Origin of the sequence: Bacillus sp. FSL K6-1003 (genome assembly GCF_037964945.1) — a bacterium.
GTDB classification, from domain to species: domain Bacteria; phylum Bacillota; class Bacilli; order Bacillales; family Bacillaceae; genus Bacillus; species Bacillus mojavensis.
The window spans coordinates 3,551,647-3,576,329 of sequence record NZ_CP150176.1 but is presented as its reverse complement, the minus strand read 5'-3'; the positions used below and the strand labels follow the sequence as shown (position 1 = coordinate 3,576,329).

Below are 24,683 nucleotides of genomic sequence, written 5' to 3'. Positions count from 1 at the left end.
TTCTATGAGCATTATTATGATTCCTTTACATAGAAAAATAGGGGATAAAACTATATAGAATCCCATCCCAGCGGTGTCCCTGCTGGAAGATGTTTCGATGCTGTTTTTCCGATCATTACATCAAAGTACTTTGGTTCCAAACCATAACCAGGTCGTATCACCTTAATATTTTCTTTGGTGAAAATCTCTCCGGCTTTTATATCGTTTGTTACATAAATAGAGCGGCGAAATTTAAGCGAGGCTTTTTCCATGTCAGTTGGTCCATAAGTGATCTGTCCTAACGCTTGCCATGCCCTTTCCGTTTCAACGACAAGTTCTTTCAATTCAGGTGGTTCCAGTGAAAAGGCAGAATCTACACCGCCATCAGCTCTTGATAAAGTGAAGTGTTTCTCAATCACAGTTGCGCCTAAGGCGACACTGGCAACAGCAACTCCTGTTCCCATTGTGTGATCTGATAAGCCAACTTGGCAATTAAATAATTCCTTCATATGAGGAATCGTAGAAATATTGGTGTTTACTGGTGATGCCGGGTAGGTGCTTGTGCATTTTAGAAGGATTAATTCTTTACAGCCTGCTTCCTTGGCAGCCGTTATTGTTTCATCAATTTCTGCTACTGTAGCCATTCCAGTTGAAATGATAATGGGTTTACCTGTAGCAGCCACCTTTTTGATAAGAGGGATATCAGTATTTTCAAATGAGGCTATTTTATATATAGGCACTCCCAGGTCTTCCAAAAAGTCGACAGCCGATTCATCAAATGGCGTACTCAAAGGAATCATTCCCAGCTCCCGGCATTTATCGAAAATGGGTTTATGCCATTCCCATGGGGTGTAAGCCTGCTGATATAATGTATAGAGCGTACTGCCAGACCATAGACTATCGTTATCCTCAATTTTAAAATCTTTTGTATCTATATTTAACGTCATCGTATCAGCGGTATAGGTTTGTATTTTTAATGCGTGTGCACCTGCTTTGGCAGCTGCTTCTATAATGTGAAAAGCACGTTCTAACGATTGATTATGGTTCCCGGACATTTCAGCAATAATAAATGGGGGATGATGCGGGCCAATACTTCTTCCATCTATATTGATTTCGTTCATATTTGCACTCCCTTCTATTCACAGGAATACCGGCCGTAAAACAATAGACTTTGATGTCATCTATATGAAATGATTGGTCAAAGTCTAAAGTTCACTAAAACCTGTATCAATGTCCTTGATATCTATTCCTCTTTCATCCAATTTCTGGATCAATTTCGGCTTTTCAGCAATCCATTCTTCTTTTAAGAGACCATATCTGATTACATCAAGGTATTTATGATTTCTTACTATATGGTTTCGAAAATGACCTTCTTTACAAAAACCGAATGTTTGGTGAAATGATAAGCTCCTTTCGTTATTCAAAAGTACTTCTCCGTATACTTTCTCAACACACAACTTTTGAAACGCCCATTCTAACGCTAAAAACCCCATGATAGAGCCAGAGCCTTTTGGACTATCGGGCTCTCCAATATAAAAACCCCAATAGCAGTGGTTATGTTTATCATCAACATCTTTAAAGCTAACAAAGCCAGTTTCTTTATGATCAATTGTAAATATAAAATAATGTTCTGTTTTGGATGTATTTATTTTCTTGAACCATTGATAATGCTGTTTTTCATTAATTATTTGGTCATGATACATTGATTTTCTGATTCTCTCATCGTTACGCCAACGGAGAACTGTGTCTAAGTCTTTTTCTTTTAATGGTCTAAGGGAATATTTGAACACAGATTTATTCCTTCCTTACTTTAAAATTTCTAATAAGAGGTTTTGGCGATGATCCTTATTTTTTTCCAGCAGCAGTCGGGCTTTTCTTGACATTTGTTGGAGTGACAAGGGGTTATTCATCATGTCTTGAACGGCTGAGACGATATCTGATTCATTGACTGATTCTTTAGGTCCCAGATATTTAATCGCGCCTAATTGATCAAGCGTTTGAGCAATCGATTCTTGATTTTCAGCGACGGTGATGACGATTGCTGGAAGGCCGAGATAGCAGCGCTCCCAAGTAGTCGTTCCGCCCGCACCTATTGCCAGGTCAGCATTGTACATTAATTCTGCAATATGATTCACTTGGCAGTGAAAGTTGCAATAGTCATGGATGTTACAAATGGATTCAATTTCATTCTTATGAGTATTGGTATTTCCAATCACGATATCAAGCTCAATATCATGGGGGGAAAGCTGCTGAAAGGCTTTCATCACCTTTTTCGTTTCATTAGTGGGATCACTGCCCCCAAAAAAGACAAGAATCCTTTTTACACTTCCATCGCGGTTGATGTGATGGGGTAGAAATGAATAAAACTCGTCTCGCAATAAGACATATTCTGGTCCTAAGTATTGTTTGCAGCTTTCGGGGACTAGATTGACATAACGATCTTTATAATGATGATAAAGATTCTGATCCAATAATATATCACAATCATGTAGACGATCAGCCAAGTCATCAATCACCATCATTCTTTTCACATGTTTTTTCACATTCATCTCCCAATTGATATCAATTGCGTAGTGATCAATGATAAGGAGGGAGATGTCCTTGTTCATGTCTTTTATCGCGCTAATGGTTTCAGCTGCGTCAACATACCAAGGGACACCAAGCCAATTAGAATGCGGAGTTTTTTTAGGAATGAAAACATTCTTTTTAGGTTCTGGCAGCATAATGAGATCAAACTGTTTCTCTCGGATGACCTCCGCTAGATGACCTTGTAAGTCTCGGCAAATAAAGATAATATTTGCCCCCTTTTTGCGCAACGCATGAGCAAGCGTGAGGCATCTCATGACATGACCTGTTCCTATTTCAATTGAAGCATCTGTTCTGAAAAGGATGTTCATCACAGCACCTCAATCACTTGGATTTATTGTCGGCTTCATTGATGATTTCTTTTTGTTCTATCCGGGCATTGAGCAATGACCATTCTGGAAACTCGTTCAATAATGTTAGGGTATCCTCTAGGCTGAAGTCAGGTTTAGTTGGGTAAAGTTTTTCAATAATGTTTTTGATTAATAAAAAATCCTCTTGCGTATCTACAGTCCATCTATGCTGTTTCTGATTTTCGGTATAGGTGATATTAGCTAAGCTGAATCGATCTGGATTCAGGTAAATAAAGGGTGTAACATGTTCCCGTTCGTAGTCAAGGCTGGACTCGTGATAAGCTTTCTCTAACGAAGAAGCTGAAAAAACCTCTATATCCATTCCGCGGGGATACGTTCGCTGTAAGGTGTTAGACACATAATCATATTGGCCCTTTGAATCCAGGTAACATTTTATTACCTTATCAATCACACGATAATCAATAATAGGGCAGTCAGAGGTTAGTCGGACGACATTTTCCGCGTTGCTTATTTTTGCTGCTTCGTAGTACCTTGATAAAACATCGGTTTCTGACCCGCAATAATAAGAAAGAGACAATCTCTTACTTAACTCAACAATGGGTTGATCTATCGCATTTGTAGTCGTGGCGATCACAATATCATCAATAAGTGCTGCTCTTTTGATTCTTTCAATTTGATATTCCAGCAAAGGTCTATTCAACACTTTTTTCAACACTTTACCCGGCAATCGGCTGGAGCCCATCCGTGCTTGGATAATAGCCGTTACTTTCACCTAACCACCTCCTACGAATAATAATTCACTACTTTCTTTAGTGCTTTTATAACATCGTCTGCATCTTTTTCGTTCATCGATTGAAACAGAGGCAAGGTGATCATTCCTTTATACAGCTTTTCGGCATTTGGGCATAAGCCCTCTTGATAACCTAAACGTTGATAATAAGGGTGTAAATAAACAGGTATATAGTGGACGTTAACACCTATATTTTCTTTTTGCAGAGCGTTGAAAATATCATCGCGGTTTCCTTTAAGCGAATCTAGCTTTAACTCAATGACGTAAAGGTGCCAGCTGGAAGTTGAGGCTGCATCTTGAATTGGGAGATGAATGTGGGAGATTGTTTTTAATTTTTCGTTGTAGATCCTGGCAAGATGTCTTCGTTTTTCAATAAAATCATCTAATTTTTGCAATTGGCTGATGCCTAATGAAGCTTGGATATCTGTCATCCGATAATTGAATCCAAGAAAGTGCATTTCATAGTACCACGATCCATGGTTTTGGCTTAGCTTTTTAGGGTCGCGGGTAATTCCGTGACTGCGGAATTGGAGCAGCTTCTCATAATATTCTCTATTATTAGTTGTTATCATTCCGCCTTCGCCGGTTGTAATATGTTTAACAGGGTGGAAACTAAACATCGTCATATCACTGATTGAACCGATTGTTTGCCCTTTATACGAAGCGCCTAATGCATGGGCAGCATCTTCAATAACGATCAAGTTATGGGCTTTTGCAATTTTTTGAATCTGATCATGATTCACCGGCTGTCCTGTAAAATCTACCGGTATAATAGCCTTTGTTTTTGGAGTGATCAGCTTTTCAATGGAATCAGGGTCAATATTGTATGTGTGCGGGTTAATATCTGCGAAAACTGGTTTGGCACCCATGTACAAAATGCAATTGGCACTTGCCGCAAATGTGATGGGTGTCGTAATGACTTCGTCTCCCTGTGAAATTCCCGCAGCAAAGCAAGCCGCATGTAAAGCAGCTGTTCCGCTGGAAAATGCAACAGCATAGCGGCTGCCAACATAGTCTGCGACTTTTTCTTCGAATAAGTCGATTGCTGGTCCCGTCGTCAAATAGTCTCCCCGTAAAACGTCAACTACTGATTGTATATCATCTTCATCTAACCATTGCCTGCCGTATGGAAGATATGAATCTCTGACAGGCTTACCGCCTGTCATTGCTAATTTATTCTCACTGGTCATTTTCATTCTCCTATTAAATGAGATTCGTACTCTTAATCCATTCTTCTGTTTTTCTTATTCCTTCCTCCAAACTGACCTGCGGGCTCCAATTAAGAATTTTTTTTGCTTTTTCGTAGTTACATAACAATTTTGGAATTTCACTTTGGGGATGTATATGCTCTACATGGTGAATGTTTTGTTTATCGCCTGCAATTAATTCTGCTAATTCATTAATCGATATATCTCTTCCAAGGCCTGCGTTTATAATTTCACCGTTTGCTTTTTGGGAATAACCAGCCTGCACGACGAAATCAGCACAATCCTCTACATATAAAAGATCACGGGTTTGTGTGCCGTCACCATATATATGCAGCTTTTTACCGTCCAATTTGTTTTTTATAAAAATAGCGACTACTCCGCCTTCACCGCCTGTTTTTTGGTAAGGCCCATACGTATTAAACGGACGTATAACAACCGCAGGGAGACCGTATGCGTGATAATAGGAGAGCACCATATTTTCAGCCGCGATTTTTGACCCGGCATAAGGTGAAGCCGGTTTAATAGGATCTGTTTCTTTAATACCTTCAGCAAATGCAGCTCGGTCATATACCATGCAGGTACTCATAAAAACAACTTTTACATTATGCTGCTTACATAATTCTAAAATGTTAAAAGTACCGATTGTGTCATTTTCAAATGTGGTTTTCGGATCGTCGATGCTATCTTGTACGTTGATGCTTGCACCTAAATGGTAGCAAATATCAAATTTTGTCGAGAAAAGATCCTCTAATGTTTTTACATCCTTTATATCACCATGGATAAATTCGATAAAACCAGGGTCGTTTTTCAGGTCTTCTATATTTTCTAAACACCCGTTCGATAAATCATCCAATACCCATACTTGATGACGGTCTTCTAATAATTTTTTCACAACCCATCTGCCGATAAAACCTGCTCCTCCAGTGACGAGAACTTTCATGATCATCTTCCTTCCCGAATTAAAGTAATGTTTGCGATTTTAATAATGCAAGGACCTCTTCTTTTGAAATTTGCTTTTGGTCATTTGAACTATAAGTCCCTTCAGTTGCTTTTTTCGCTTGGGTATAATGATTTTTCTCCCCATAAGTTGAAGGGATAACAAACATGTCAGGCAGCTCCAAAGCCATTGTCGACTCGTCATAAGTCATCAGTTCTTCATACATTTTTTCTCCGGGCCGCAGCCCGATTTCTTGTATTTCTATTTCATCAATATTCATATTCTGTTTTTTGCACGTTTCTTCAACGACGACTGACACTAAGTCATGCAGTGATATGACAGGCATTTTTAATATGAAGATTTCGCCGCCCTGGGATTCCTTTAGTGCACCAATTAATAAAGATGTCGCTTGATCCAGTGTCATCATAAAGCGATTCATCTTTAAATCCGTAACAGTCACCTTTTTTTGCGTTAAGATTTGTTCTATAAACAAGGGAACCACGGAACCCCTTGAACCAATTACATTACCAAACCGAACACAAGAAAAAACCGTCGAAGCTTTTCCCTTACTGTATTCTGCTGCAGAAATTAATCTTTCAGCTGTGAGTTTTGTTGCTCCATATGCATTCGTTGGTGATATTGCTTTATCTGAACTTGTAAAAACTACTTTTTTTACGTTTTGGGCCACTGCCGCTTTAATGACATTATTGGTTCCTATAATATTGGTGAGGACTGCTTCATAGGGATTGTATTCGCAAGCAGGAACATGCTTCATGGCAGCAGTATGGAAGACGTAGTCAATGCTGTCCATAGCATTTAACACCCGGTCATAATCTCGCACATCTCCTATTAAAAATCTAATATCCTTTCTGGGACCGATTTCATTTTCCAACATAAATTGTTTATATTCATCTCTGCTAAATATACGAACAACCTTTGGCTGATCCTTAAGAATTTGTTTTAGAAGACTTTTTCCAATCGTACCTGTTCCGCCAATTATGAGTATTTTTTTATCTTTGAAAAACACAAGTATATCCACTTCCTTTTTCTTAAATGGATGAAAAAATGTCGGTTATTGAAGTATATGCTTGTTACAAAACTCTGTGTTTGCTCTAGCCTAATCGATTCAACTATTATTTTTGAAAAACCATAAAACATAGAGAGTACATCTGCGGGGCGGTGGGGGAATAGCTGCTTAATGGTCTAAATAGAAACAAATATTTTGAATGAGAAATCATATAACTGTCTGTGTCCTGCGATGTAAATGGAGAGATGTCCTGATTGTTTCTAACATATAAGATAGGGATGCTATACAAAGTATGTCACACCGAAGAGCGTGCCTGGATGAATGACGATAACGCAGAAAATTTGAGGAGAACATAATAAAAAGGCATGAGTCCGGTTCAATACCGAACTCATACCTTTGCTATTCGTGTCTATCCTTCGGAGGTCAGATCTACACCTTTATTCAAAGACGGGCCCATCTTCATAATAATAGGAATCCGGGTCTTCATACGTATCCATATCCTCAAAAGCGGCGATGCCGACAAATACGAGGAAGAAAATGAGCAGAATGATTCCGATGAGGCCTGCGGCGATACTTGATGCAGCGTAGAATAATTGCATTTTGATAAATTTCCCGTAGTTCTCCAGCATGCTTACACCCGCACTGCCGGTCAGGTTTCCGCTTGCCTCTCTTGCTGCTTTTGCCGACCGCATCAGAAATACGCCTGAAATAATGAGCAGGACGCCTGGAATAGCGCCTATGATTGTCATTAAAGCCGACAGGGCAGTCAGCGCACCCATGACGATTAAAAGAATTCCTGTGATTTTGCCCCACTTTGCAATGTCTGAAAGCGATTTGACAGCAGCAGCGCTCAGCTCACGTTTTTCGCCCTCTGTGCTGTTGTTCTCCTGCTCGGTCACGCTGTTTTCTTCGTGGTGAGTTTCAATATGGTTTTCATCTTTATCAAGACTAATCATGATAGCTCTCTCCCTAATATTTTTAAGTCATATCGCTTGCCGTCCATTTCAGCAATGCCGGGGAATAACCCCCATTCCTTGAAACCGTGCTTTTCAAACAGCTTCAGGCTAGGCTTATTATGTCCGAAAATGAAGGCCATAAGCGAGCGGATGCCAAGCTCCGGCGCGATGCGGAGCGCTTCCTGAAGCAAGTGATTTCCGGCGCCTTTGCCGCGGCATGATTCATGAATGTATATGCTGATCTCGGCTGTTTTATTATAAGCAGGCCTGCCGTAAAATCTTTCAAAGCTGATCCAGGCAGCCACGTCCCCGCTTTCATCCTCAGCAACATACAGCGGCCGTTCGTCTGTATGTCCCAAAAACCACGCCATCCGGTCTTCCGTTGTTACCGGTTCAGTATCGGCTGTTACCATTCGTGAGGCAATCGTTGAGTTATAAATCGCAACAACCGCTTCTATATCCTTTTTTTCAGCAAGACGTAATGTCAAGTTCATACGTATCTGGTTCTCCTCTCAAAAAAAAATGACATACTTTCTTATCAGCCTGCACAAACTATATCTAAAAAAGTTTTTTATATCAGTGTATATATTTTCAGAAAAGTGTTCAGAATGTTGCTGAGGTGATGAAACAATGAGAGAGGAAGAAAAGAAAACTTCTCAAGTCAAAAAACTTCAGCAGTTTTTTCGTAAACGCTGGGTGTTTCCTGCAATTTACTTAGTCAGTGCGGCCGTCATTTTAACAGCTGTCCTTTGGTATCAATCTGTATCAAATGATGAGGTAAAGGATCAGTTAGCTGATAACGGCGGAAACTCCGCGTATGACAACAACGACGATGCAGTTGAAGTAGGAAAGTCTATGGAAAATGTCGCAATGCCGGTTGTTGATTCTGAAAACGTTTCTGTTGTGAAAAAGTTCTATGAAACTGATGCCGCAAAAGAAGAAAAAGAAGCAGCACTCGTTACCTATAATAACACGTACAGCCTAAGCAAAGGAATTGACTTAGCTGAGAAAGACGGAAAAGATTTCGATGTTTCTGCTTCTCTAAGCGGTACGGTTGTCAAAGCTGAAAAAGATCCAGTGCTGGGATATGTTGTGGAAATTGAACATGCTGATGGTTTATCTACTGTGTATCAATCACTTTCTGAAGTAGGTGTTGAGCAAGGCGACAAGGTGAAGCAAAATCAGGTCATCGGGAAGTCTGGCAAGAACCTTTACAGCGAAGAAAGCGGTAACCACGTACACTTTGAAATCCGTAAAGACGGAGTTGCTATGAACCCGCTGAACTTTATGGACAAGCCGGTTTCTTCTATTGAAAAAGCGGCAGCTGCAGAAGAGAAAGCTGCAACTGAGGAAACAGAAGAATCCATTCAGCAATCATCTGAAAAAAAGGATGGTTCAACTGAAAAAGGAACTGAAGAAAAATCCGGAGACAAAACGGATGATTCAACTGACAAATCAGGTTCCAAAGAAAGCAGCACAACAGAAGACACTGAACAGTCTTAATGAAGAAAACGTCTATCGGTGTGATAGGCGTTTTTTTTTGTTACTTTTTGTTTCACTGTGCCGTCTATGTATTTACATGCACAAGGTGCTGCTGGAAAGGAGGCTGTTTAGATGAATCGTCTATTACTTGCGGGCTGGACCTTCTTCATTTTACTCTCTGTCTGCACAGAAAGCTTCAGCGATATGGTGGTGTCGCAGACAGTGACATTTCATTTTCATCCGCATCCTGATCTGTACCAATTTTTGGACATGGATTTTGCTCAGCTGACTACGCCTGAAGCTGTAATTCAAAAAATCGGGCACGCGTTTTCTTTCTTCGTGCTGACATATTTGCTGTGGAAGCAATGGAACAATATCAAATGGGCCTCGGCCGGAGCATTCATGTTTGCCGTTTTTACAGAAATCATTCAGCTTTTCTTCAGCAGAAACGGCTGCATCCGGGATGTGCTCATTGACAGTGTTGGGATTGCCCTGTTTATTGGATTATTTGGTCTCGCAAAACGGAAAAGACATGAGATGTATGAAAAATATTAAAGCCGGCGCTCTTCCATTCAGAGGCCGGCTTTATCTTAGAAATTTTGATCGGTTGGTTTTTTCGTTATTTTATTGATAATCGCTTCATAGATTCGAACGATTAAATCAACGAGCGGGCGAAGAAAATCTGAAAATCTAAAGAACAGGAACCCGATAATGATCGCGACAACAAGACTGCCCAACACATCTACAGGATAGTGATGTCCCACCCAAATTCGTGAAAAACCGGTCAAAAGCCCGAAGATGACGAGCGGCCAGCCGATTTTACGGTTTCTGAAAAGCATTGCAATCGAAATAGCTAGCGCTCCCGTTGTGTGGTCACTCGGAAAAGAAGCATCTGCATCGTGCGGAATCAGCGTATGCACTGTGTGAGCGACGAAAGGGCGTGGTTCAACATAAACTTGTGTAATCAAGAAATTAATCACAAGACCCGCAATTCCTGTAATTCCTGCGTACAGCACGTTCTTTCTGCTTTGTGTGTTCCCGAACAGCCACATCACCAATAAGATAAGCGCATAGGCAACGATCGCGTATTCCGTTATGAAAACCATAATGGAATCGAGAACAGAATTGTGATGAGATAATCCATGGATAGCTTTAAATATTTCGTAATTCAAATAATCACCTTTTACATTTTTATATTAAGTAGACTCATCTTACTCAGAAAAAGTTTCAAATAAAAATAGAGATTGTCTGAAATCATGGTGCTTGAAGAGGATTCGAATGGGTACCACGGTTTCTGGGGGTTTTTTCTGTTCGCAAAAAAAAGAGATCCGGCGTGTCCGAATCTCTTAACGATATTACAGCGCTTCAGGTCCTTCTTCGCCGGTGCGGATATTAATCGTATTGCCGATTTCATAGACAAAGATTTTACCGTCACCCGGTGATCCCGTTTTCAGAACCCGCTTAGCGGTCTCAGTTACTTGATCAACAGGAACCTTGCTGACCACGATTTCGATTTTTAACCGTTCATATACATTGCTTTCTATTTTTACCCCTCGATAAAGCTCCGTATGTGCTTTTTGAAGCCCGCAGCCGTGAACATTGGAGAAGGTCAGAGAGGTGACTCCGATTTTTCCGAGTTCCTGCTTCAGCTTTTCAAAATTTGCCGGACGCGTTACAATTTCTACCTTGAACATTTGACCGCTCATAGCGTCACTCCTCACATAGAATCTTGATATGCTTTTTCCCCGTGCATTGTTAAATCAAGCCCGAGTGATTCTTCTTCTTCGGTTGCGCGTAGGGGCAGGAAGAGGCCTACAATTTTAATAATAACGAATGTGACAATAAATACAAAAACATAAGTTGCGGCGATCGCTACAATTTGTTTCCAGATTAAACTTGCATCCCCGTAGAATAAACCATCTGCACCAGCGGAGTTGACTGAAGTTGTTGCGAACAATCCTGTCGCGATGCCGCCCCATGTGCCGCCGATGCCGTGCAGGCCAAAGGCATCAAGCGCGTCATCATATCCGAATTTCTGTTTCAGCGAGAAGACACCCCAGAAGCAAACCGCTCCGCCAATGATGCCAATGATAATAGAAGAAAACGGTGTGACAAACCCGGCCGCCGGCGTAATGGCCACAAGTCCTGCGATCGCTCCTGATACCGCGCCGAGCATCGTCGGTTTTTTGTTGATGATCCATTCCACCAATATCCAGCCGGCAATCCCCGCTGCAGCTGCCGTGTTTGTATTAATAAAGGCGTACATGGCCACATCGTTTAATGTCAGGGCGCTGCCGACGTTAAAACCGAACCAGCCGAACCAAATCAGGGCGCCTCCTAAAAAGGTGTAAATAAGGTTGTGCGGAGAAGACGCTGTGCCGTCTTTTCGTTTGCCGAGCACGATGGCCAGAACAAGGCCGGCCACCCCGGAAGAAATATGAACAACGTTTCCGCCTGCGAAATCAAGCGCGCCAAGCTGGCCGATCCAGCCTCCGCCCCATACCCAGTGAGCAACCGGCGTGTAAACCAATGAAACCCATAAAACCGAGAATAAAAGAAAAGCGCCGAATCGCATCCGCTCTGCGAAAGCCCCGGAAATGATGGCAGTTGTCAGAACCGCGAACGTCATTTGGAACATCATAAATAATGAATGGGGAATCGTGTCGCTGTAATCACCCGGATCAAATCCGACCCCCTTCAGACCTGCCCACTCCAGTCCGCCAATCAGTGAGTTGCCTGGAGCAAAGGCAAGTGTATATCCGAATAAAACCCAAACAATGGATACGATGGCAATGGAAGAGAAACTGTGCATTGCTGTACTCAGCACATTTTTGCTTTTTACCATGCCTCCATAAAATAACGCTAACCCCGGGGTCATCAGCCACACGAGTAAAGCGCAAAAGAACATAAATACTGTATCGCCCATTTGCATGTCTCATTCCTCCGTATCTTTCAGAATAAAAGCAATTATTATATTTCTTCATTATAGAGAAAAAAGAATGATAAAACATTTTCATGTGAGATTTCCTAACATGTTTTTTTAGTGAGTGTTATCGATGCGGGCGAAGAAAGAAAAAACGCTATTTGCCATACAAGACTTTATGTCTATAAAATAATTCTGTTTTTATGAGAAAAAAGGGAATTGACAATAAATAGAATTATATATAGTGTATTAAGTGTACTAGTTGATATAATACATTAAGGGGGATGCGATATGAATAAAGGCAGCAGGCTGCTGAGAGCGTTAAGAAAGTCCATTCCGGCGACATTCCGGTTGTTTTTGGCCTTTAATTTTGTTGTGTACGGCCTGGCGAAAGTGGTCATGGGGCAGTTTGGGGGAGTAACACCTGAAATTGCAGCTGCGGTGGGAAAGGGAAAGGGATTTACAATTGCGTGGACATTTTTTGGTTATTCTCATGTCTATGAAGTATTTATAGGCTTTGGAGAAATCATTGCTGCAGTTTTGCTGTTGATTCCAAGAACATCTGCGTTAGGTGCCGTTGTATTTATGCCGATTATTGTGAACATCGTCATGATTAACTATTGTTTTGATATTGGCGTGCAGGATCTCAGTACGATATTAATGATCATGTGTTTGATTCTGCTTTGGATTGACCGCCGCAAATTTATGGGCATGTTTAATCAGCAGCCAATTAACGGCAGGCAGGTGACGAAGCTATGACAACTTTTATGATCGCAGTGCTTGCCGGTATGTTTGTATGCACCACCTTTTATTTTTATATAAAAGAAAAATCGTGAGATAAGCGCTTCTCCTGAGAACTTCACAAGCGTCATGCAAGAATTCATGTGAAGTGAAGAGTAAAATATGGGATGTGAGAAACACTAACCAGCATCAGGAGGAAACGCAAAATGAACACACTTACCATTGATTTTCAAAACACAGCATTGGTTATCATTGATCTGCAAAAAGGAATTGTGCCAATAGACAAAAGCGGACAGGTTGTCCCGAATGCGAAAAAACTTGTTGACGAATTCCGAAAGCATAACGGCTTTATCAGCTTTGTGAATGTAGCCTTCCATGACGGAGCAGATGCGCTAAAGCCGGAAACGGATGAACAGGCGCAGGAAGGTTCAGGTGAAATGCCGGCGGACTGGGCGGAATTTCTTCCGGAAATCGGTGTGCAGGACGGAGATTACACAGTGACCAAACGCCAGTGGGGCGCGTTTTTCGGCACGGACTTAGATTTGCAGCTGAGACGCCGCGGCATTGATACCATTGTACTATGCGGCATTGCCACGAATATCGGAGTGGAAAGTACGGCTCGCGAGGCCTTTCAGCTTGGCTATCAGCAGATTTTTATTACTGACGCGATGTCCACGTTCAGTGAGGAAGAGCATGAAGCGACACTGCGCTTTATTTTCCCGAGAATCGGCAAATCGCGGACAACAGAAGAATTTTTATCACAAGTGAAATGAAAATATCAAAAAAGAGCCGTGCTGTCTTTTTAACAGCGGTAGCTTCAGGAACGATGCTGAATCCGCTGAACTCGTCTATGATTTCTCTGGCGCTCCACAGCATCCAGCATGAGTTTCACCTGTCATTTACGACGGTTTCCTGGCTGATCTCCTCTTTCTATTTGGCGAGTGCTGTGGCCCAGCCTGTGACGGGAAAGCTTGGCGATTTGATTGGGCGGAAAAGGTTGTTTTTATTCGGGCTTATTCTTGTGGCGGTTTCCGCCATCGGGGCGCCGCTTGCGCCAACCTTTATGACATTATTGGTCATGCGGCTGTTTCAATCGGTGGGGAGCAGTGCGATTTATCCGTCGGGAGTCGGGCTGATACGAAACCACATACATGAGCGCCAGGCTTCAGCCATGGCGGTTCTGTCCATATTTGCATCTGCAATGACGGCGCTGGGGCCGACAGTCGGCGGTTTTTTGATTGTCTGGGGCGGCTGGCCGGCGATTTTTATCGTCAATCTGCCGTTTATTATCCTCAGCTTCCTGTTAGGGATGTATATGTTCCCAAAGGATCAGAAAAAAGGGGTGGGGATCAGAGCGGTTATCCGGCAGCTAGATGTTCCGGGAATCCTTTTGTTTGCCGGCGGGATCATTTTGCTCCTGTCCTTTTTGCTTTCGTTCAGCACATCCCCGCATATGTCAGAAGGTGTGATTGGTGTCATTCTGCTTGCCGCATTTGTCTGGCGTGAGCTGAAAACGGAGAAGCCGTTTATTGATGTCCGTCTGTTTAAAACGCAGCGAAGTCTGTCAGCGGTATACGTTCAGTTTATTTTACTTAATGTATTCTTCTACTGTTTATTTTTCGGGCTGCCGAGTTATTTTCAAGATGAAATGCATCTTTCTGTCCAAACGAGCGGTCTGTTTATGCTGTTCATGTCGGGTATGAGCATCGCTATATCGCCCATTACAGGCAAGTGGATTGATCGATCGGGAGTCATTAAGCCGATTTTGGCGGGATCGCTTCTGATGACCGCGGGCGCTGTGCTATTAACGGTCTTTTTTATCAGCGTTCCGGTTATCGGGAAAGGCTTGATCCTGTCGCTGCTCGGCATCGGTTACGGACTTGGAAACGTAGCGCTTCAGGCAGCGATGCTGAAAACGAGCCCTTCAGACATGGTGGGAACTACCTCAGGCCTGTTCCAAACGTGCCGTTACCTTGGTTCGATTTTGTCATCGGTGATTCTGGGCCTTCTGTTCGGTAAAGAGATTACAGCGGCTCATTTTGATATCATGGGAATGCTCCTTATTGCTGTAGGCGGATTGAGTTTGTTTATGGCTTTGAGATTCACCGCCTTAATGAAAACAAGTTCATGAGAAAAGAGACAGATATACGAGTCTGTCTCTTTTCTTGTTTAGGATGCTCAAAAATGAATAAAAGGTTTGTGTATCATAGCCAATGTATTTGTCTGACTTTTCAGTTATATTAAGTCACATGTGATGTTAGAAAACTATACATATGACGGAAGATAGACAAGCTGAAAGGGGAGCCGGCTATGGAATTAAAAGAGGGTCATCTGCAATCAAACAGGCTGAGCAATGAGGATCTGCTGCCTTTAGGACAGGAAAAACGCACGTGGAAAGCAATGAACTTCGCCTCCATTTGGATGGGATGCATACATAATATACCGACCTACGCGACAGTGGGCGGATTAATTGCGATTGGGCTTTCACCGTGGCAGGTGCTGGCGATCATTATTACGGCCTCGCTTATTTTGTTTGGCGCACTCGCTTTAAACGGGCATGCAGGGACAAAATACGGGCTGCCATTTCCTGTGATTATCCGGGCTTCTTACGGAATTTACGGCGCGAACATTCCGGCGCTTCTGAGGGCTTTTACAGCCATTATGTGGCTTGGTATTCAAACCTTTGCCGGGAGCACGGCGCTGAACATTTTGCTGTTAAATATGTGGCCCGGCTGGGGAGAGATTGGCGGGGAGTGGAATATTCTAGGTATCCACTTGTCTGGTTTCCTCTCTTTCGTATTCTTTTGGGCTGTGCACTTACTTGTATTGCATCACGGTATGGAATCAATTAAGCGTTTCGAGGTTTGGGCAGGTCCTTTAGTGTATGTGGTGTTTGGCGGCATGGTATGGTGGGCGGTCGATATAGCCGGAGGACTCGGGCCGATCTATTCGCAGACTGGGAAATTTCACACGTTTTCAGAAACGTTTTGGCCGTTTGCTGCCGGAGTCACCGGCATTATAGGTATCTGGGCGACGTTAATTTTAAACATACCTGATTTTACACGATTTGCGGAAACGCAAAAAGAGCAGATTAAAGGCCAGTTTTACGGCTTGCCGGGAACCTTCGCGTTATTTGCGTTTGCCAGTATTACGGTGACCTCCGGTTCACAGGTTGCTTTCGGCGAGCCGATTTGGGACGTGGTTGATATTTTGGCCAGGTTTGATAATCCTTATGTCATCGTATTATCTGTGATTACGCTCTGTATTGCCACCATTTCAGTTAATGTCGCAGCAAACATCGTGTCTCCCGCTTATGATATTGCGAATGCTTTGCCGAAATATATTAATTTTAAACGAGGCAGCTTTATCACAGCCCTGCTCGCTTTATTTACGGTTCCGTGGAAGCTCATGGAGAGCGCAACCAGCGTTTATGCGTTTCTCGGTTTAATCGGCGGCATGCTCGGTCCGGTGGCAGGCGTCATGATGGCTGATTACTTTATCATTCGCAAGCGGGAGCTCTCGGTTGATGACCTATATTCCGAAACCGGACGGTATGTGTATTTTAAAGGCTATAACTACCGGGCATTCGCGGCCACGCTTTTAGGCGCACTCATCTCATTAATCGGGATGTATGTCCCCGCATTAAAGGGCTTATATGACATCTCATGGTTTGTAGGTGTACTGACATCATTTCTTGTCTATATTGCTCTGATGCGGATTCACCCGCCGGTATCATCTGCTGTCGGAAAGTATGATTCTGAACAGGTGCGTCGTGCGGAATAAGCGTTTTCTGCAGTGGAATGGATTTGAGATGGTTTTCCATAAATGGATAACCTATAATGATAGAAGAAAATCCATTCTAAATAGAAATGAGAATCCCATATGAAGCTACCATTTTTTATTTCTGCTGCAGTTGTTTTAACTGCTGTGATCATCGCTTTAATCTATGATAAGACGACAGCAAATGAACAAGAATCAGTGAACTGCTTATATGTTTCTCCTAACGGCAATGATCAAAATGAAGGGACGAAAACTAAGCCATTTCGTACACTGGCGCACGCCGCTAAGGAAGCTGTTGCCGGAACAACCGTATTAATCCGTGAAGGCACGTATGATGAACCGCTTGATGTGAAGCATAGCGGCACGGACGGGAAGCCTGTCACGTTTCGAAACTATCAGAACGAGAAAGCAGTGATTACCGGGAAATCTATCACGAGCGCAAAATATGAAACGCCGTTAATCGGCATAGACAATAAACATTACATCACAATCAGCGGTTTAACGATTGAGAATCTCTCTGTTTCATCTGAAGAAGCAACCGCTATGGGAATTTATGTGACTGGCTCCAGCAGCCATATCACGATTAAGGGTAATCATGTTCGGAATATAAAAACAACGGCAGATGAGGGCAATGCCCACGGAATTGCAGTGTATGGAACGGGAAGCATGAAAGACATTAAAATTACGGATAATACCGTTGAAAAGCTGACACTCGGAGCGAGTGAAGCGGTTGTGCTAAACGGAAACATTGACGGCTTTACAATTGCGGGAAATTTGGTCCGTGATAATAACAATATTGGCATCGATCTTATCGGATATGAAGGAACGGCAGATCAAAACGATTATGTGAGGAACGGCATCGTAGAAAACAATACTGTCTATCATCATTCAACTTTCGGAAATCCGGCTTATGGAGATGAGTACTCAGCGGGCGGAATCTATGTCGACGGAGGACGCAGTATTGACATCAGGAAAAACACGGTATACAGAAACGATATCGGAATTGAAGCAACCTCTGAGCACAAAGGGAAATATGCTGAGGATATAAAGATTACCGACAACAAGGTGTATCAGAATGCATATACGGGGATTTCAATCGGCGGATACGACAAGGAGCGTGGCGGCACCGCCGGTTCTGTGATTGCTCACAACATGATGTTCCGCAACGACACAAAAGGGCTGTATGGCGGTCAGCTATTGCTGCAGCATGATACAAAAAACAACATAATAGAAAAAAATATTATGACGGCAAGTGACTCTAGGCTGTTTATTGCCAACGAATTTAAAACCAATGAAGGAAATACAGTCAATCATAACGTTTACCATAAGGAAGCAGATAAAGACGGCTTATGGATGTGGAAAAAGACAGAATACGACTCATTTCCGTCCTATCAAAAAGCAACGAAAAACGATGTCGGCTCTCTCTATGCAGATCCGATGTATCGCGACGAAGAGTCTTTTGATTTTACATTAGATCCGGATTCACCTGCGCGTCCGATTATTGAATCATGAACAAGCGGCATTCTATTCCGTTAAACGGAGCAGAATGCCGTTTTTTATGCAAAAAAAGACTGCCGGCAAATTCCGGCAGTCTGACAAGCTATTCTGCAATCGACACTTTTCCTTCAGGTTCGGCTACAGCAGGTTTTTTCTGGCTCCATGCATAGAGAAGAAGAGAAATCAGAACGAATAGACCCGCTGATAAGTAAATAGATGAGAAACCTGCGGAAGCAACGAATAATCCGAACACATACGATCCTGCGGCAATTCCGCTGTCAAAGAACGTAAAGAACGTTGCTGTCGCAAACCCTGAACGGTGTGCCGGTGAATTTTGTATCGCCAGCGTTTGCATGCATGGCACGATTGAGCCGTATCCAAGTCCGATCACAGCTCCGGATAATAGAAGCATCAAGCTGCTGTGCGTAAAGGCAAGCATGCAAAGTCCGACAGAGAAAATCAGGATTGAAGGGTAAATCACTATCCCCGCTCCGACTTTATCGAACAGTTTGCCTGTAAACGGTCGCGCAACCATCATCGTAACAGCAAAGCAAACAAAGAAGTAGCCGCTGACATTTAATAGATCAATAGACTTAGCAAAAACGGACAAAAATGCTGTAACTGTTGAATAACAGAATGATATAAACAGTCCTACAATCGCAATCTTAAGCGCGCCTTTTTCAAACATATCCGAAAGAGAGAAACGGAATACAGTCGTTCCGCTGCTGAGGCTGTTTGGCACTTTAATGAGTAATGTAACAAACAGCCCGACAATCATAAACACCGCAAAAATTGTAAAGAAGACAGAGAAAGGCACAATTTTCACCAGGCTCAATCCGAGAAACGGACCGATAGCCATTGCGAGGTTCATAGACATGGCAAAGTATCCAAGCCCTTCGCCGCGGCGTTTAACTGGAATGATATCAGCTGCGATCGCGCCGGTTACAGTGGTTAAAATACTGAACCAGATTCCTTGGAAGAACCGCAATCCAAGCAGCAAATAGAAGTTATGAATCGGCAGGTAAAGAAAAGACGAAAGGGCAAAAATCGCCATCGATACAATCGCCATCCTCTTTTTCCCAAACCGTTCTATAATAGCCCCTGAAAAAGGGCGAGTGAAAATGGCGGATAACAGGAACAGACTGATCAACAGCCCTCCCTGAGATTCAGTACCGCCAAGCTCCTGCATCATATAGATAGGCAGAACAGTCAAAAATGTATAAAAGAACACAAAAACAAACAAGTTCACGAGAACGACCATAATGAAATCTTTGGTCCAAATTGGTTCAGGCTTTTTCAAATGTATGTCACTTCCTTATTTTCATTGTTGTAAGAACAAACGAAATAAATGAGAAAACGCTTCTTTATCTTCATCGCGGAAATCTGCGAGCAGTTCTTCCTCAAATTTAAGCATTTTCACATTGATTTCTTCGTATTTCTTCTCTGCTTCTTTTGTGAGGACAACGAGTTTTTCCCGTTTGTCTTCACCTTGCCGTCTCTGTACCCAGCCGTTTTCTTCAAGGCGTTTGATCGTCCGGGTTACGGTCGGGGCTTCCACATTTAAATAGGACCAAATCTCCTTTTGAGTCATTGGTCCGATCGTACGCAAACAATATAAAACTGACCATTGAGATGAGTAAAGGCCGAATGGCTCCAGCTGTTCATTGGCTTTTTTGGCAATCAGGCGGGCGCTTTGGTTGATTTGATGAATGAGGTGTCTGTTGACGTAGGTCATTTCGGTCTCCTTCTAAAAAACTTACCTAAGTAACTAATTGCTTTTTCATTTTACAGGAGCGATGAACGGATGTAAAGATAAAAGTTTAGTGACGCGAAATAGTTAGCGGAAGCCGAAAAATTCGTTTCACCCCTTGTCCTTATTGAGTTTTTAGCATATTCCCAAAAGAATGCTAATACACTGTTACAAACCTAACAAAGAGAGTGTTTGAGGTGAGGGATCGTGGGCATATTTCACAAACTTACTTGTAAAATCATACAACAAAGAAGCTGCATAATGAATGACTCTTTACAGAATACGGATCTCATTTCACACTTCTCACATCCATTTTAGGGAGGTCGAGTGGTGTGCACGATTACATCAAAGAGCGAACAATCAAGATAGGAAAGTACATCGTGGAGACAAAGAAAACCGTTCGTGTCATTGCGAAGGAATTTGGTGTTTCCAAAAGTACAGTACACAAGGATTTAACAGAGCGTCTGCCTGAAATCAATCCTGACTTGGCAAACGAAGTGAAAGAAATACTCGATTATCATAAATCCATCAGGCATTTAAGAGGAGGAGAAGCAACAAAACTAAAGTATAAAAAGGATGAAATTCTCGAAGGAGAGCCCGTTCGCCAGCCATAATCACCCAGGGCAAATCAGCCTGCATTGTCTTCCGGAAATCGTTTGTAGATCATCCGCAAAAATTTGTAAAGAACTTAATGTGCTTCCAACTTTTTTTCTATATTTTATGATAATATATATAATTAGGGCACAATGTGGATATTTACTGTGAAACAGATTTTCAAGGAGGATATAAATAGATGTTTGCAAGGGATATTGGTATTGACCTCGGTACTGCAAATGTACTGATCCATGTTAAAGGTAAAGGAATTGTTCTGAATGAACCTTCCGTAGTTGCACTTGATAAAAACAGCGGCAAAGTGCTGGCGGTTGGCGAAGAGGCAAGACGAATGGTTGGACGTACACCTGGGAATATTGTTGCGATTCGCCCGCTGAAAGACGGAGTTATTGCTGACTTTGAAGTAACAGAAGCAATGCTGAAACATTTTATTAACAAGCTGAACGTAAAAGGCCTGTTCTCAAAACCGCGCATGCTTATTTGCTGCCCGACGAATATTACATCAGTTGAGCAAAAAGCCATCAAAGAAGCTGCTGAAAAAAGCGGCGGTAAACATGTGTACCTTGAAGAAGAACCGAAAGTTGCCGCTATTGGCGCGGGTATGGAAATATTCCAGCCGAGCGGTAACATGGTTGTAGACATCGGAGGCGGGACGACGGATATCGCAGTCATCTCAATGGGCGATATTGTCACCTCCTCTTCTATTAAAATGGCTGGGGACAAGTTTGACATGGAAATCTTAAATTACATCAAACGCGAGTACAAGCTGCTGATCGGCGAACGTACTGCGGAAGATATTAAGATTAAAGTCGCAACAGTTTTCCCAGACGCACGTCACGAAGAAATTTCCATTCGCGGACGGGACATGGTTTCCGGTCTTCCAAGAACAATTACAGTAAACAGCAAAGAAGTAGAAGAAGCCCTTCGTGAATCTGTAGCTGTTATTGTGCAGGCTGCGAAACAAGTGCTTGAAAGAACACCGCCTGAACTGTCCGCTGATATCATTGACCGCGGCGTTATCATTACCGGCGGAGGCGCGCTCTTAAACGGCCTCGACCAGCTGCTCGCTGAAGAGCTGAAGGTTCCGGTGCTTGTCGCTGAAAATCCAATGGATTGTGTGGCAGTCGGAACAGGTGTTATGCTTGATAATATGGACAAGCTTCCTAAACGCAAACTAAGCTGATCACTCAAACCTCATTCTGAAAAAGAATGGGGTTTTTTTATGAAAACTCTTCACGAATTGATGGGAAATGCCGATAATAGGATAAAATACTGATTTATATTATAGAACGAATGTTCCTATGTGACAACTGGAAAAAATGCCATTTTAGAGGTGGAAAACTTGTTAAAAGGATTATATACCGCAACATCCGCAATGATTGCCCAAGAGCGCAGAACGGAAATGCTTTCTAATAATATCGCAAACGCAAATACATCCGGATATAAAGCAGACCAAGGATCGCTGCGCGCGTTCCCTGAGATGCTTCTTAGCAGAATTGAATCAAAATCTCCGGCTGGCACATCGAAAACAGAAATCGGTTCCGTTAATACCGGTGTCTATATGCAGGAGCTTAAGCCTCTTTTTACACAGGGAAGCCTCAAGTCGACGGATCAGCCTACAGACATCACATTGGTTGAAAATCAAGTTCCGGTTCATGCGGAAACAAATGAAAATGCCGCCCTTTTTTATCCGGTTCAAACGGAGAATGGGGTCCGATATTCAAAAAGCAGCACGTTTTCTTTAAATGAGAATAATCAGCTGACGATTAACGGAAATACCATTTTATCAACGACAGGACAGCCGATTACGGTCGAAAATGAAAATTTCACCGTGTCTGAAAACGGTACTGTTACTGCGAACGGACGAACAGCCGGACAGATTGATGTCAGAATGGCAGAGGATGTCAGAAATCTAAAAAAAGATGGCAATGATTTGTACAGCACGGCTGACGGAAATGACCTGCCGAGCGCGGCTGGCAATAACCAAGTATCCTATTCATTAAAACAAGGCGTTTCTGAGCTTTCGAATGTTGATGTGACGAGCGCCTATACAGAAATGACTGAAGCGTACAGATCGTTTGAAGCAAACCAGAAGGTCATTCAAGCTTATGACAAAAGTATGGACAAAGCAGCCAATGAAATCGGAAAAATATAAGATAACGGAAGAAAAAACGGGGGACATCAACTATGCTTAGGTCAATGCTAACGGCATCAACCACCTTAAACCAGCTGCAGCAGCAGATTGACACAATCAGCAGCAACCTTTCCAACAGCAACACAACCGGCTATAAGGCTAAGGATACGAATTTCTCTGAGCTCGTCAGACAGCAATTCGATCAGGTTGATGAAAAAAACGAAGAAGTGGCACAATCCCGCAAAACGCCGCCCGGCTTGCGCCTTGGCGTCGGAGCGATGATGAATTCACGGCTTGTATCTGATCAAGGAAGCATTCAGAAGACGGAGCGCGATCTGGATATCGCCTTTACGTCTCCTTACCAATACCTGCAGGTTAACGTGAATGGCAATCGCCAGTATACGAGGGACGGGGCGCTTTATTTATCGCCTTCAGCTGATAATGCCAACCAGCTTCAGCTCGTGACAGGCAACGGTCATCCCGTGCTTGATGAAAACGGCAATGCAGTAAACATAGACAGCTCAATGAAAAATATTACGGTCAATGATAACGGGACCTTAACCGCGTCTAACGGGAATACAGTACAGCGGTTTAATCTCGGAGTTATCCAAGTGAACAATCCTCAAGAGCTGAAATCCGAAGGGAATAATCTTTTCTCCATTGATAATGCGGCAGCCTTTGAAGAGCTGAATGGCGCAAACAGACAAAACATCGGCATGCAGCAGGGTGCACTTGAAATGTCAAATGTGGATATTTCTAAACAAATGACAGATTTGATTACGTCTCAGCGTTCTTATCAGCTGAACAGCAGAACGATCACAATGGGTGATCAGATGCTCGGTTTGATTAATTCTGTCAGATAAAAGAGAGAGGGGCGTTTTCAATCAGCCGCGCAGTATAAAAAAGGCGGCTTTTTCGAAATCGTCCTTTTTTTTGTAGTATTCCGTGATGTCCTCCAACAGCACCTCTAAATCCACCCAAGCTTCGATTTTTTCTAGTTCAAGCACATATTCAAGCAAGGTATCATAAGGGTCTTCAGCAGACGTATAGAGCGCTTCAAGTGTTTTTAATTTCAATTGAATTGTTTGAATGTTTACTTTTTCAGATAATTCTTTTCCTTTTTGCAAAACCGCTTTTCCTTCTGAGATCTTTTCTGTTTTAAAAAGGGCTCTGACGGATTCATACACACAGTGAAGATAGGATACTGGAGAATTGGTTTCAAATTCCTGATTCTTCAATACCTTTTTAAAGTATAGAAGTGCTTCATGGTCTTTCTTTTCGGTTGCTTTTAAAAAGCCCAAATTATAATAAGCATGGCACAGCAGATTATCGTCATTTAACTGCTGGGTTTTCTTGATGATTTCTTTGAAAAGCTGTTCAGCCTCATCATAGCGTTCTTGATCAATATAGTTTACAGCGAGCAGCAGTTTGCAGCTGATCACCTTTTTTACATAGCCGAATTGATGTAAGTAGATATTTAAAGCTTTTTCAACATATTGGATGGAAAGCGGCGGTGATTTCATCAAGTAATAGGCGCCGGCGGTTTGATAATAAAAGTCAGCGGCTTCAAATGAGTTTTGAATCGCGTGCAGGTGCTGCTCAGCTTTTTTAAAACCATTCACCGCATGCTTCGGAGCGGTTTTTACCATTTCATATAATCCTGAGAAAAAGTGCAGATAATATTTCAATTCATCATCCATTTTTTCTTCCTGTTCATATAAATCATGGAATAATGAATCCAGACCGTCCTGGTTTTCATAAAGCAGCTGATGCCGTGCGAGGAACAATTGGTAACGCATCCAAAGTTTTGTGTTCCTTTTAAGCTTCGGAAGGTTCTGATCGATTTCCTCTTTAAGTGCTGCTGCGTCATCCATTTTGCGTTTGCCAATAGCGGTATACCACTCGTCTAACATTTTTTGCATTCTTTTTTCTATAAACTTTGAAATCATTTTCCTACCTCTTTGCTAATG

General features: G+C 42.4%; 27 protein-coding genes. 12 read left to right on the top strand and 15 right to left on the bottom strand.

Annotated elements, in window-relative coordinates; all coding sequences use genetic code 11:
- Window positions 1–50: 50 nt before the first annotated feature.
- From pseI to NSU16_RS18180, 9 genes are all read right to left on the bottom strand, one after another.
- Complete coding sequence (gene pseI / locus NSU16_RS18220) at window positions 51–1,100, bottom strand: pseudaminic acid synthase (protein ID WP_326191534.1); 1,050 nt, start codon at window positions 1,098–1,100, stop codon at window positions 51–53.
- An 84-nt stretch (window positions 1,101–1,184) separates the two neighbouring features.
- The gene (pseH, locus tag NSU16_RS18215; protein WP_339191684.1) at window positions 1,185–1,769 is read right to left on the bottom strand and encodes a UDP-4-amino-4,6-dideoxy-N-acetyl-beta-L-altrosamine N-acetyltransferase; all 585 of its coding nucleotides are present in this window, start codon (window positions 1,767–1,769) and stop codon (window positions 1,185–1,187) included.
- 15 nt (window positions 1,770–1,784) lie between these two features.
- Window positions 1,785–2,876 carry a UDP-2,4-diacetamido-2,4,6-trideoxy-beta-L-altropyranose hydrolase gene (pseG, locus tag NSU16_RS18210; protein WP_339191683.1) on the bottom strand — a complete coding sequence of 364 codons (1,092 nt, stop codon included), beginning with the start codon at window positions 2,874–2,876 and terminating at the stop codon, window positions 1,785–1,787.
- Window positions 2,877–2,889: 13 nt separating this feature from the next.
- A complete protein-coding gene (locus NSU16_RS18205; RefSeq protein WP_339191682.1) occupies window positions 2,890–3,648 on the bottom strand; it encodes a glycosyltransferase family protein in 759 nt (252 codons plus the stop codon).
- A gap of 11 nt (window positions 3,649–3,659) precedes the next feature.
- Entirely contained in the window at window positions 3,660–4,856 is a 1,197-nt protein-coding gene (pseC, locus tag NSU16_RS18200; RefSeq protein ID WP_268471618.1) for a UDP-4-amino-4,6-dideoxy-N-acetyl-beta-L-altrosamine transaminase, read from the bottom strand.
- 13 nt (window positions 4,857–4,869) lie between these two features.
- On the bottom strand, window positions 4,870–5,814 hold the full coding sequence (locus NSU16_RS18195; protein ID WP_339191681.1) for a GDP-mannose 4,6-dehydratase: 945 nt from the start codon (window positions 5,812–5,814) through the stop codon (window positions 4,870–4,872).
- A 19-nt stretch (window positions 5,815–5,833) separates the two neighbouring features.
- The gene (locus NSU16_RS18190; RefSeq protein WP_010332195.1) at window positions 5,834–6,838 is read right to left on the bottom strand and encodes an SDR family NAD(P)-dependent oxidoreductase; all 1,005 of its coding nucleotides are present in this window, start codon (window positions 6,836–6,838) and stop codon (window positions 5,834–5,836) included.
- Between the two features lie 437 nt (window positions 6,839–7,275).
- Entirely contained in the window at window positions 7,276–7,794 is a 519-nt protein-coding gene (locus tag NSU16_RS18185) for a DUF5362 family protein (RefSeq protein ID WP_326334218.1), read from the bottom strand.
- Window positions 7,791–8,282, bottom strand: a complete 492-nt coding sequence (locus tag NSU16_RS18180) for a GNAT family N-acetyltransferase (RefSeq protein WP_229149865.1) — start codon at window positions 8,280–8,282, stop codon at window positions 7,791–7,793. The genes NSU16_RS18185 and NSU16_RS18180 overlap by 4 nt, the downstream gene beginning before the upstream one ends.
- Before the next feature lie 142 nt (window positions 8,283–8,424).
- Between NSU16_RS18180 and spoIIQ the strand changes: the two genes are divergently transcribed.
- Both spoIIQ and NSU16_RS18170 read left to right on the top strand, forming a co-directional pair.
- Window positions 8,425–9,297 carry a stage II sporulation protein spoIIQ gene (spoIIQ, locus tag NSU16_RS18175; protein WP_326191540.1) on the top strand — a complete coding sequence of 291 codons (873 nt, stop codon included), beginning with the start codon at window positions 8,425–8,427 and terminating at the stop codon, window positions 9,295–9,297.
- 111 nt (window positions 9,298–9,408) lie between these two features.
- Window positions 9,409–9,831 (top strand): VanZ family protein, encoded by a 423-nt coding sequence (locus tag NSU16_RS18170; protein WP_010332191.1) that lies wholly within the window; start codon window positions 9,409–9,411, stop codon window positions 9,829–9,831.
- Between the two features lie 35 nt (window positions 9,832–9,866).
- Here the strand turns inward: NSU16_RS18170 and bcrC are convergent, their stop codons facing one another.
- The 3 genes from bcrC to amtB all read right to left on the bottom strand — a co-directional run bounded on the left by bcrC (window position 9,867) and on the right by amtB (window position 12,208).
- On the bottom strand, window positions 9,867–10,448 hold the full coding sequence (bcrC, locus tag NSU16_RS18165; RefSeq protein WP_229149818.1) for an undecaprenyl-diphosphate phosphatase BcrC: 582 nt from the start codon (window positions 10,446–10,448) through the stop codon (window positions 9,867–9,869).
- Between the two features lie 183 nt (window positions 10,449–10,631).
- Complete coding sequence (locus NSU16_RS18160) at window positions 10,632–10,982, bottom strand: P-II family nitrogen regulator (RefSeq protein WP_010332189.1); 351 nt, start codon at window positions 10,980–10,982, stop codon at window positions 10,632–10,634.
- 11 nt (window positions 10,983–10,993) lie between these two features.
- A complete protein-coding gene (amtB, locus tag NSU16_RS18155; protein ID WP_010332188.1) occupies window positions 10,994–12,208 on the bottom strand; it encodes an ammonium transporter AmtB in 1,215 nt (404 codons plus the stop codon).
- A 282-nt stretch (window positions 12,209–12,490) separates the two neighbouring features.
- On the opposite strand from amtB, the gene NSU16_RS18150 reads away from it, so the two are divergent.
- The 5 genes from NSU16_RS18150 (at window position 12,491) to NSU16_RS18130 (ending at window position 18,232) form a co-directional block, all read left to right on the top strand.
- Complete coding sequence (locus NSU16_RS18150) at window positions 12,491–12,958, top strand: hypothetical protein (protein WP_044159677.1); 468 nt, start codon at window positions 12,491–12,493, stop codon at window positions 12,956–12,958.
- 188 nt (window positions 12,959–13,146) lie between these two features.
- Window positions 13,147–13,713, top strand: coding sequence for a hydrolase (locus NSU16_RS18145; RefSeq protein WP_339191680.1), 567 nt, complete (start codon window positions 13,147–13,149; stop codon window positions 13,711–13,713).
- Window positions 13,710–15,071 carry an MFS transporter gene (locus tag NSU16_RS18140; protein ID WP_339191679.1) on the top strand — a complete coding sequence of 454 codons (1,362 nt, stop codon included), beginning with the start codon at window positions 13,710–13,712 and terminating at the stop codon, window positions 15,069–15,071. Before NSU16_RS18145 ends, NSU16_RS18140 begins: the two co-directional genes overlap by 4 nt.
- Before the next feature lie 179 nt (window positions 15,072–15,250).
- Window positions 15,251–16,723 carry an allantoin permease gene (gene pucI, locus NSU16_RS18135; RefSeq protein ID WP_339191678.1) on the top strand — a complete coding sequence of 491 codons (1,473 nt, stop codon included), beginning with the start codon at window positions 15,251–15,253 and terminating at the stop codon, window positions 16,721–16,723.
- A gap of 99 nt (window positions 16,724–16,822) precedes the next feature.
- Window positions 16,823–18,232 carry a right-handed parallel beta-helix repeat-containing protein gene (locus NSU16_RS18130; RefSeq protein ID WP_286059471.1) on the top strand — a complete coding sequence of 470 codons (1,410 nt, stop codon included), beginning with the start codon at window positions 16,823–16,825 and terminating at the stop codon, window positions 18,230–18,232.
- Between the two features lie 88 nt (window positions 18,233–18,320).
- Here the strand turns inward: NSU16_RS18130 and NSU16_RS18125 are convergent, their stop codons facing one another.
- Together NSU16_RS18125 and NSU16_RS18120 are read right to left on the bottom strand one after the other, a co-directional pair.
- Complete coding sequence (locus NSU16_RS18125) at window positions 18,321–19,517, bottom strand: MFS transporter (RefSeq protein WP_268448146.1); 1,197 nt, start codon at window positions 19,515–19,517, stop codon at window positions 18,321–18,323.
- A gap of 21 nt (window positions 19,518–19,538) precedes the next feature.
- On the bottom strand, window positions 19,539–19,952 hold the full coding sequence (locus NSU16_RS18120) for a MarR family transcriptional regulator (protein ID WP_095712831.1): 414 nt from the start codon (window positions 19,950–19,952) through the stop codon (window positions 19,539–19,541).
- 222 nt (window positions 19,953–20,174) lie between these two features.
- On the opposite strand from NSU16_RS18120, the gene NSU16_RS18115 reads away from it, so the two are divergent.
- From NSU16_RS18115 to flhP, 5 genes are all read left to right on the top strand, one after another.
- Window positions 20,175–20,285 (top strand): protein usd, encoded by a 111-nt coding sequence (locus tag NSU16_RS18115; RefSeq protein WP_081720816.1) that lies wholly within the window; start codon window positions 20,175–20,177, stop codon window positions 20,283–20,285.
- Window positions 20,286–20,299: 14 nt separating this feature from the next.
- Window positions 20,300–20,581 (top strand): sporulation transcriptional regulator SpoIIID, encoded by a 282-nt coding sequence (gene spoIIID / locus NSU16_RS18110; protein WP_010332180.1) that lies wholly within the window; start codon window positions 20,300–20,302, stop codon window positions 20,579–20,581.
- Window positions 20,582–20,760: 179 nt separating this feature from the next.
- A complete protein-coding gene (gene mbl, locus NSU16_RS18105; RefSeq protein ID WP_010332179.1) occupies window positions 20,761–21,762 on the top strand; it encodes a cell shape-determining protein Mbl in 1,002 nt (333 codons plus the stop codon).
- A 159-nt stretch (window positions 21,763–21,921) separates the two neighbouring features.
- Window positions 21,922–22,734: a flagellar hook-basal body protein gene (locus NSU16_RS18100; RefSeq protein WP_268504458.1), complete on the top strand. Its 813-nt coding sequence runs from the start codon at window positions 21,922–21,924 to the stop codon at window positions 22,732–22,734.
- A gap of 32 nt (window positions 22,735–22,766) precedes the next feature.
- Complete coding sequence (gene flhP / locus NSU16_RS18095) at window positions 22,767–23,576, top strand: flagellar hook-basal body complex protein FlhP (RefSeq protein WP_339191677.1); 810 nt, start codon at window positions 22,767–22,769, stop codon at window positions 23,574–23,576.
- Between the two features lie 21 nt (window positions 23,577–23,597).
- Here flhP and NSU16_RS18090 read toward each other — a convergent pair whose 3' ends face one another.
- The gene (locus tag NSU16_RS18090; protein WP_010332176.1) at window positions 23,598–24,662 is read right to left on the bottom strand and encodes a tetratricopeptide repeat protein; all 1,065 of its coding nucleotides are present in this window, start codon (window positions 24,660–24,662) and stop codon (window positions 23,598–23,600) included.
- Between the last annotated feature and the right edge of the window lie 21 nt (window positions 24,663–24,683).